Raw genomic sequence first — 7,561 nt, forward strand, 5'->3', positions numbered from 1 at the left:
CGAAGTCAGTGAGTGTCCATGCCTGGAGTACCGTACAAGCCTTCTTTTTCGAGTGCGGCAGCCCAAGCGGCGATCCCGGCATCCAGAATCAACGGAATTTCGACTGGGCTGCCGGCAATGGCAAACCCCCCGGCGCAGACTCCCCCCAAACCGGTGTCTGCGCCCACGAATAAAGGGACACCTCCCTCTACCTCGTATACGCCGAAGATTGACGTTCCGAGTGGCCGGTCACGCCGCGCAAGTTCCAATGCCTCGGTGGGGCGCCGCATGATAACCGCGGTGCGTGCTTTTGCGAGCGCCGCCTCGCCTGCAACCGGGATAACGCCGTCAGTGCATAGAAGCAAAATGGGGCGCGCGGCGGAGTCGACCACTGCAACGGCTATGACCGCACCTTCCGCTTGTGCCTTGGCGAGGCAAGCCTCGGCAACGTCTCTTGCTTCGGCGAGGGAGATTGTGGGAACGTTAAACATGATTTTCCTTGTGGCCGTTGCTGTTCAATCAGTTTGAGTGGGAGAAATTAGAAGCGGTAGCGAAGCTGGATCGCGACACTGCGGTCCTGCTGGAATTGCTGGAGATGGCTGCCGGAGGACGTGGGCAGGTTCGTGGTGAAGGTCAGAATCTTGGCATTGTTGAGATTCTTGCCAATCAGGTCCAGCGCCCAACGCCCGCTGACGGTTTCCAAGCTTATGCGCCCATCGATACGCGCGTAGCTGGGCTGTTTCATGTAGGAGTCTATGGTTGGGTGGATGTGATAGGAGGACGACATGTAGGCGTCCAACTGCATCCCAAGCTTTAGCTTGTCGTTCAGAGGTGTGGTATAGGAAGCGGAGATGCTGCCGGACCACGCGGGCGCATATTGGGTCGGAGCGCCGCTAAGATCTTGCGACTTCGCGCCGCCCAGAGACTGCAACACCGTTGGGCCGGCATTCGGGTATCTAAGATAGCGAGCGTGAAGGTAACTCATTTGCGCACGCAGCTTGAATGCTTCGCTGACAACAATTTGGCTTTCAACCTCTATCCCTTGTGAGCGTGATTCCGCAGCGTTGCGCACGAGGCCAATGATGCTCCCTGCGGAGGAGAGACTGTTGATTGCGACTTGAAGATCGCTGTAATCGCTACGGAAAATTGCAAGGTTGAGGAGCAGTCTCCGGTCGAACCATTCGCTCTTGAGCCCAATCTCATACGCATCTACATGCTCAGGTGCGAACGGAATATTCGATCTGACGCCGGATGTGTCGGCGGGATTGAATCCACCTGCCTTGAAGCCCCGCGCATAGGACGCATAGATCATTGCCCGCTGACCCAACTTGTACTGGGCTTTCGCGGACGGCATCAGTGCGCGGTCCGACCGTCGTCCGGCCTGGCTACTGGGAACGCCTATCCCAAGTTGGGCAGGCAATGCAGAAAGCGGTCCGGGAAGCGGGACGATATTGCCGTAGTCACTCTTGGAGGTGCCGTAAAAGAGGTCAAGCCCGTATGATTTGTTGACCCAGGTGGCCCTCAGGCTTCCCGTGAGCGTAAGCTGCGAATTTGCGTTCCACGAGATTGAACCAAATCCAGAATAGGTGCGCTCGCGTTGTCTGTAGTTGGCCCGTTGGCCAATCGGCAGATAGGGCAATAATGCCGCCAAAGCCGGCCGTCCTGCGACAGCGCCGTTGAGAAAAGAGAAATTGAAGTCAATGCCTGTGACGAGTTTGTTGGTCTGGAAATATCCGCCAAACATATATTCTATCGGATTGCCGGCCTCAGATGCGAGGCGGAACTCCTGGCTGAACTGATGGAAACGCTCCGGAATCTTTGCGGTCAGCAGGGTAGCTGGCGTACCGTCGGAATCAAGGTTGAGGTTGTAGCGATAGCCATAGTAGCCTGTCACAGAGGTGAAGGTGGCGTCGCCCAACTGATAGTTTGTCGTCAGCACGCTTTCATAGGTGTCATCCTTTGTTTCTTGACCAGGACTTCCTCCATATTCCGTTATGCCGTTACCTCTCGGAATGTCGGAATTGATTGCTGTTTGGCAATAGAGACCCGGAGCAGGAAACGGCACGGGCGCAGGGCAATTGTTAATCTGAAGAGCCAGTCCCGCCTTGTTGAGGTTTCGACTGCCTTCAACTTTCCAGATAATGTCGAGATCGGCGCTGGGTTGATAGCGTAGAGAGACCCGGCCCGCATAGTTGAGCTCATTGGGCGCTCGTCCGCCGGTATTACGGTTGTGCTGCCATCCGCGCTGCCCATTGATGGTAGCTGCGCCGAGGATGGAGAGTGTGTCTGTCAGCCGTCCGCCCACTGATCCTTCAGCGACATATTGTTTACCGTCCGGCGAATAGAGTGCTCGCGCCGAGGCGGTGAAGGTATCAGTCGGCTTCCTAGTCACAATATTAAAAGCGCCAGCGATCGCGTTGTTACCGAAAAAAGTGCTTTGCGGACCCTTGAGGATCTCTACCCGATCCACATCAAGGAACGTGGCGGAAGTCACGCGTGATCGTCCATGGTAGATGTCGTCGATAAATACACCTACCGACTGGTCGAACCCTTGGTTCTGACCAGACCCAATACCGCGAATGAACAAATCATTCGACCTACCAGCATCAGCGACATGGATAGAGGGGGCGATCTGCACCAGCGATGTCAGCGAATTGAGATTTTGCTGAGCTCTAGCCAGTCCTCCGACCACTTCCACCGAGACCGGAACATCTTGAAGTCGCTGGGAGCGATGCTGTGCGGTGACGATGATGTCCGCAATCAGACTGCCAGGTTCTTCTCCTGGAGTGAAGGCAGCTGTCCGGCCGGCCACATCCGAGGAATTTACAGTATTTACAATAGGTTCTGAAGCGCTCTGTGCGAGTACTGGCGAGGTGCCGCCCCATAGGCCGATCACAGCCGCTCCAGTCAATAGGTGCAACCGGTAGTGCGTCTCATTTTGCATTGCATTCCCTCCATCAGCCGCGACTCACCGGTCGCTGACAGCTTATTCTATGAAACAAAAAATATTACATATAAACAAGAATTTTTGTAAGTTGACAAAATAACTGTAATAGGCGAACGAATGCGCCTCGAAGGAATCATTATCGGAGTTTGTTTTGAGCGCGGTCAGCCCAGGAGATCAGAAGCGCGCGCGCGCGCGAATACTGGACGCTGCAGAAGAACAGTTCGCAGAGGCCGGGTTTGACGGAACATCCCTTCGACAAATCGCACTTAGAGCGAATGTTCCCGTTCCCTTGGTGGGATATCATTTTGGCAGTAAGCTCGGTCTGTATCGGGCAATATTTGAAGCAGGCGTACCTGCAATCCTAGACCAACGCGCGGCCGGTATGGCGCTCGCTGACGCTGAGAAGGATCCCGTTCGACGGCTCGAAATGATCATGCGGGCAATTTTGGGCCCAATGCTGCGGCTTCGGAACGCAGAGGGAAAAGGCTTTTTCGCCAAGATGCTTGCGCGCGAGGTGAACGATCCCAGTGCCGCAGAGCGTGGTATCCTCGAAGAACTCCTTGATCCGATAGCGCGCGATATGATCGCGCTCTTGGAAGAGTTGATGCCAGGGCGATCGAAGGCAGATGCGGGTTGGGCCTACCAGATCATTGTCGGTACTATGTTTTTCGTAATGGCGGATCAAGGGCGCATTGCCCGGATGACTGACGGGGCATGCAATCCCGATGACGCAGAAAGTACCCTTAGTCATATCATCAAATTTTTGTTGCCTGGTGTGCGGTCCTAGCGTCAGTTGCCACGACTTCTCCCAGCTAAATAGGGTGCGTTAGCACCACCGTAACGGTCCCTCAGAGTAGCGGCGATTGGTCACATTATCGCTCGTTAGCTCCGACGATTAGTCACGTTAAGTCGCCTCCGACCGGATGAATGATAAATGAGTACCCGTATACAAGAGGAAAGTCTGGCTGAAGGGCAAAGTGAATGGGGTGCTGGCTGGCGCGTCCTGATCGCTGCATCAGTGGGCGTGGGAATAGGCTATAGTCTGTTTTTATATACCGCTGGGCTGTTCATCATCCCGATGCAGCAGGAGTTCCAGTGGTCCCGAAGCGCTGTAACGATTGGACCAATAGTTGGGCTTCTTTGTGCGTTTTTAACGCCGCTTGGTGGAATCGTGATCGATCGTTATGGGGCTAGGCCAGTGGCGATTGCAGGTCTCCTTTTGCTTGGGCTTACCTATGTTCTGCTAGCTGCGACGCCTAAAAGCGCTGCTTACATTTATACTTTGGTCATCATAATGGCATGTGTTGGCACGGTGACAGGCTCAGTTATTTTCTGTAAGTCAATTTTGCCATGGTTTCCGCGCAACTCTGGTTTGGCACTAGGTATAACCCTGAGTGGACTTTCTTTGGTCAGCGCTGTCGCAACGCCCATTCTTGCCAAGATAATCGAAGGCTATGGTTGGAGATTTGGGTATCTATCCATGGGTGCGTTAATCCTGTTTGTTGGCGTGCCCGTTATAGTGGGATGGCTGCGGGAGATGCCAAACGAAGTCGAAACGAAAGCCGTCGCCGGCGAGTCCGGATCACTCAAAGGGGTTTCGCTTCGTGATGCTATACGGGACCGGCAATATTGGCTGTGCCTGATTGCATTTAGTAGTGCCGCACTGCCGCTCGGTGGTTTTGTAAGCCAGCTTCAGCCGATTTTGATTAGCCACGCCTTTACTTCCTCAGCTGCGGCTGCAGTTGGATCAGTGTTCTTCATTGCGATTAGCATCGGACGGCTGGCAGCCGGAACGCTTCTTGACAGGTTCCGCCCCGGCGTGATTACCGCGATATTTCTAGCAGTTCCAGCTGTGGGGGCCATCCTGCTTGGTCTCATGGTTCATGGCCCCGATGACTGGATGGTAGCAGCTGCTGCCGCCTTCTTGATTGGCCTTGGTCATGGAGCAGAAGCTGACTTTATTGCCTTCTTCACTTTGAAGCTGTTTGGCATGCGCTACTTTTCTGTGATATTTGGTACCATGGTCGTGGGAGTAGGAACGGCAATTGCCATCGGGGGTATGGCCTTCGCCGCGCTTTTTGATCTGAACGGAAGTTACCAGATCGCAATTTTAATCGGGGCCGCAATCTTTATCGGGGCGGCGCTATTGGCGCTCTGTCTTAGAGTGTCCCGCGGCTGAATCCTAGAATCTCAGATCGAGAACCGTTCAGACAATTCCATTGTCTCAACGTCAAGGCGCGCTGAATGTGATCGAACTTCGCTATATACCCTCAGACCGAGATTTGTGAGGCTGGGTATTGGACCGGATTATACAGCGGAAACCGATATGGCTGGTAGAGGTGTCGACAGCTTGAGGATGACGCGCGGCAGGGCGATATCGTTGGCAATAATTGTTGGCGCACAGATGTGATCCGCCCTTCATGACCTTGCGCCCGACAAGCATGTGAGGAGAGGTGGGGTCGAAGCTGTCATGCTTTCTAGGACCGCGCGGTGTTGATTTTCGCTGAGAGTTGACCCGGGATTTTCATCGAGAAGTGACCCGGTTGGATGTGTGTTTCCCGCGTTGCGGGTGGTGGGTCAAGCTGGTGATTTTTCCTTTCTTGTTTTGGGTGCAGCGGAGCTGGCCCGGAACCGGAAGCTGTTGTTGCCGGTCTCCAGGATGTGGCAGTGGTGAGTGAGCCGGTCGAGCAGGGCGGTGGTCATCTTGGCATCACCGAACACGCCCGCCCACTCACTGAAGCTGAGGTTGGTGGTGATGATCACGCTCGTCTGTTCGTAGAGCTTGGAGAGCAGGTGGAACAGCAGGGCACCGCCTGACGGGCTGAACGGCAGGTATCCCAGCTCGTCGAGGATGACGAGGTCGAGGCGCAGCAGGCGCTCGGCAAGCTGGCCCGCCTTGTTCATGGCCTTTTCCTGTTCGAGCATGTTGACCAGATCGACGGTGGAGAAGAACCGGGCCTTTCTGCGGTGGTGTTCCACGGCCTGGATGCCCAGGGCAGTCGCCATGTGGGTCTTGCCGGTTCCGGGGCCACCGATCAGCACGACATTGTCGGCGCCATCGATGAACTCGCCGCGATGGAGCTGGCGCACCAGGGCCTCGTTCACCTCGCTGGACGCGAAGTCGAACCCGGCCAGGTCTTTGTAGGCGGGGAACCGGGCCGCCTTGATCTGGTAGGCAATGGAGCGGACCTCACGCTCGGCCATCTCGGCCTTGAGCAACTGTGAGAGGATCGGAACGGTGGCATCGAAGGCCGGCGCGCCCTGGGCGATGAGATCGCTCACCGCCTGGGCCATGCCATACATCTTGAGGCCGCGCAGCATGACCTCGACGGCAGCGCTGGCGGGGTCATGACGCATGGCGCAACTCCCGCAGGTTGTCATAGCGTCCGACGTCCGCGAGCGGCTCCTGGGCAAGGCGCAGGGCTTGCGGCGCGTCGACAGGTGATGCCGGCGGCGCCTTGCCGTCGGTCAGCCGATGCAGGATGTTGAGCACATGGGTCTTGGTCGGAACACCGGCCTCCAGTGCCAGCTCGACGGCGCAGAGCACCGCCTGCTCATCATGGTGCAGGACCAGCGACAGGATCTCGACCATCTCCCTGTCGCCGCCGGGGCGCTTGAGCAGGTGGCCCTGCAACTGGCGGAACGCTTCAGGCATCTGGGTAAAGGGCGCACCGTTGCGCAAGGCACCGGGCTTGCGCTGGATCACCGCCAGATAGTGCCGCCAGTCATAGATGGTTCGCCCGGGAAGATGATGGCCCCGCTCGATGATCCGCTCGTGCTCACACAGGAACCGGCCCTCGGCGACAATGACGATCCGGTCAGGGTAGACCCGCAGGCTCACCGGTCGGTTGGCGAAGGAGGCCGGCACCGAGTACCGGTTGCGCTCGAAGTTCACGAGGCAAGTCGGCGATACCCGCTTGGTGTGCTCGACGAAGCCGTCGAAGGTCCGCCCCAGCGGCATCAGGCTGGCGGCCTCCGCGGCATGCACATCGGCGACAGTGCCGGGCAGAACGCCATGCTGGATATGGCCCCATTGCGCGATGCATTGTGCCTCGAGCCAGGCATTGAGTGCATCGATATCCGGGAAGCTGGGCCCATAGGGACCATGGGCCTGCCACAGCCGGCGACGGGCATCTTGGACGTTCTTCTCGACCTGACCCTTCTCCCACCCCGAGGCCGGGTTACAGAACTCGGGCTCGAACAGGTAATGACTGGCCAGCGCCGCAAAGCGCGCGTTGACCTGCCGCGCCTTGCCGCTCCCGATCCGATCCACGGCGGTCTTCATGTTGTCGAAGATCCCGCGCTGCGGCACACCGCCCAGCACCCGGAAGGCCTGCGTCAAGGCATCGAACAGCATCTCGTGGGTCTGGAGAAGATAGGCCCTGACGATGAACGCCCGGCTGTGCGACAGCTTGGTATGGGCCACCTGCAACTTGGTCTGCTTGCCGGCAATGATCGCCCAGTCCTCGCTCCAGTCGAACTGGAAAGCCTCGCCTGGCTGGAACACCGTAAGCGCATTTTCACTGGCACGTATCAGGCGGCTTGCGGGATGTAACTCATTTCGAACCTTGTTTCGGCGGCATTGGTATCTTGCCAGTTGCCGGGGAGAAGGTCGTCTATGGGATCGCCGTCATT

The 7,561-nt window shown here is 57.0% G+C and carries 5 protein-coding genes and 2 pseudogenes; 2 read left to right on the plus strand and 5 right to left on the minus strand.

The annotated features are described in order from the left end of the window. Positions 1-5 precede the first annotated feature (5 nt). Positions 6-470, minus strand: a complete 465-nt coding sequence (locus tag EQG66_RS08985) for a GlcG/HbpS family heme-binding protein (protein ID WP_129404255.1) — start codon at positions 468-470, stop codon at positions 6-8. A gap of 47 nt (positions 471-517) precedes the next feature. Continuing rightward, the gene (locus tag EQG66_RS08990) at positions 518-2,923 is read right to left on the minus strand and encodes a TonB-dependent receptor (RefSeq protein ID WP_129404256.1); all 2,406 of its coding nucleotides are present in this window, start codon (positions 2,921-2,923) and stop codon (positions 518-520) included. Positions 2,924-3,077: 154 nt separating this feature from the next. Between EQG66_RS08990 and EQG66_RS08995 the strand changes: the two genes are divergently transcribed. Together EQG66_RS08995 and EQG66_RS09000 are read left to right on the plus strand one after the other, a co-directional pair. Next, positions 3,078-3,713, plus strand: a complete 636-nt coding sequence (locus tag EQG66_RS08995; RefSeq protein ID WP_129404257.1) for a TetR/AcrR family transcriptional regulator — start codon at positions 3,078-3,080, stop codon at positions 3,711-3,713. A gap of 147 nt (positions 3,714-3,860) precedes the next feature. Next, positions 3,861-5,105, plus strand: coding sequence for an MFS transporter (locus EQG66_RS09000; protein ID WP_129404258.1), 1,245 nt, complete (start codon positions 3,861-3,863; stop codon positions 5,103-5,105). A gap of 81 nt (positions 5,106-5,186) precedes the next feature. Here the strand turns inward: EQG66_RS09000 and EQG66_RS09005 are convergent. The 3 genes and pseudogenes from EQG66_RS09005 to istA form a co-directional block, all read right to left on the minus strand. Then, a pseudogene (locus tag EQG66_RS09005) lies at positions 5,187-5,423 on the minus strand (SUMF1/EgtB/PvdO family nonheme iron enzyme); the annotation flags it as partial. Positions 5,424-5,503: 80 nt separating this feature from the next. Next, positions 5,504-6,283, minus strand: a complete 780-nt coding sequence (gene istB / locus EQG66_RS09010) for an IS21-like element helper ATPase IstB (protein ID WP_129404259.1) — start codon at positions 6,281-6,283, stop codon at positions 5,504-5,506. After that, positions 6,273-7,433, minus strand: a pseudogene (gene istA, locus EQG66_RS09015) (IS21 family transposase); the annotation flags it as partial. The gene istB and the pseudogene istA, both read right to left, overlap by 11 nt. Positions 7,434-7,561 lie beyond the last annotated feature (128 nt).

This window comes from Sphingobium fluviale (assembly GCF_004122115.1).
Lineage (GTDB): Bacteria > Pseudomonadota > Alphaproteobacteria > Sphingomonadales > Sphingomonadaceae > Sphingobium > Sphingobium fluviale.

Bases quoted from the DNA above. Each gene is read 5' to 3' on its own strand.
- EQG66_RS08985 (WP_129404255.1), bottom strand. From the start codon at position 470: ATGTTTAACGTTCCCACAATCTCCCTCGCCGAAGCAAGAGACGTTGCC.
- istB (WP_129404259.1), bottom strand. From the start codon at position 6,283: ATGCGTCATGACCCCGCCAGCGCTGCCGTCGAGGTCATGCTGCGCGGC.
- EQG66_RS09000 (WP_129404258.1), top strand. From the start codon at position 3,861: ATGAGTACCCGTATACAAGAGGAAAGTCTGGCTGAAGGGCAAAGTGAA.
- EQG66_RS08990 (WP_129404256.1), bottom strand. From the start codon at position 2,923: ATGCAAAATGAGACGCACTACCGGTTGCACCTATTGACTGGAGCGGCT.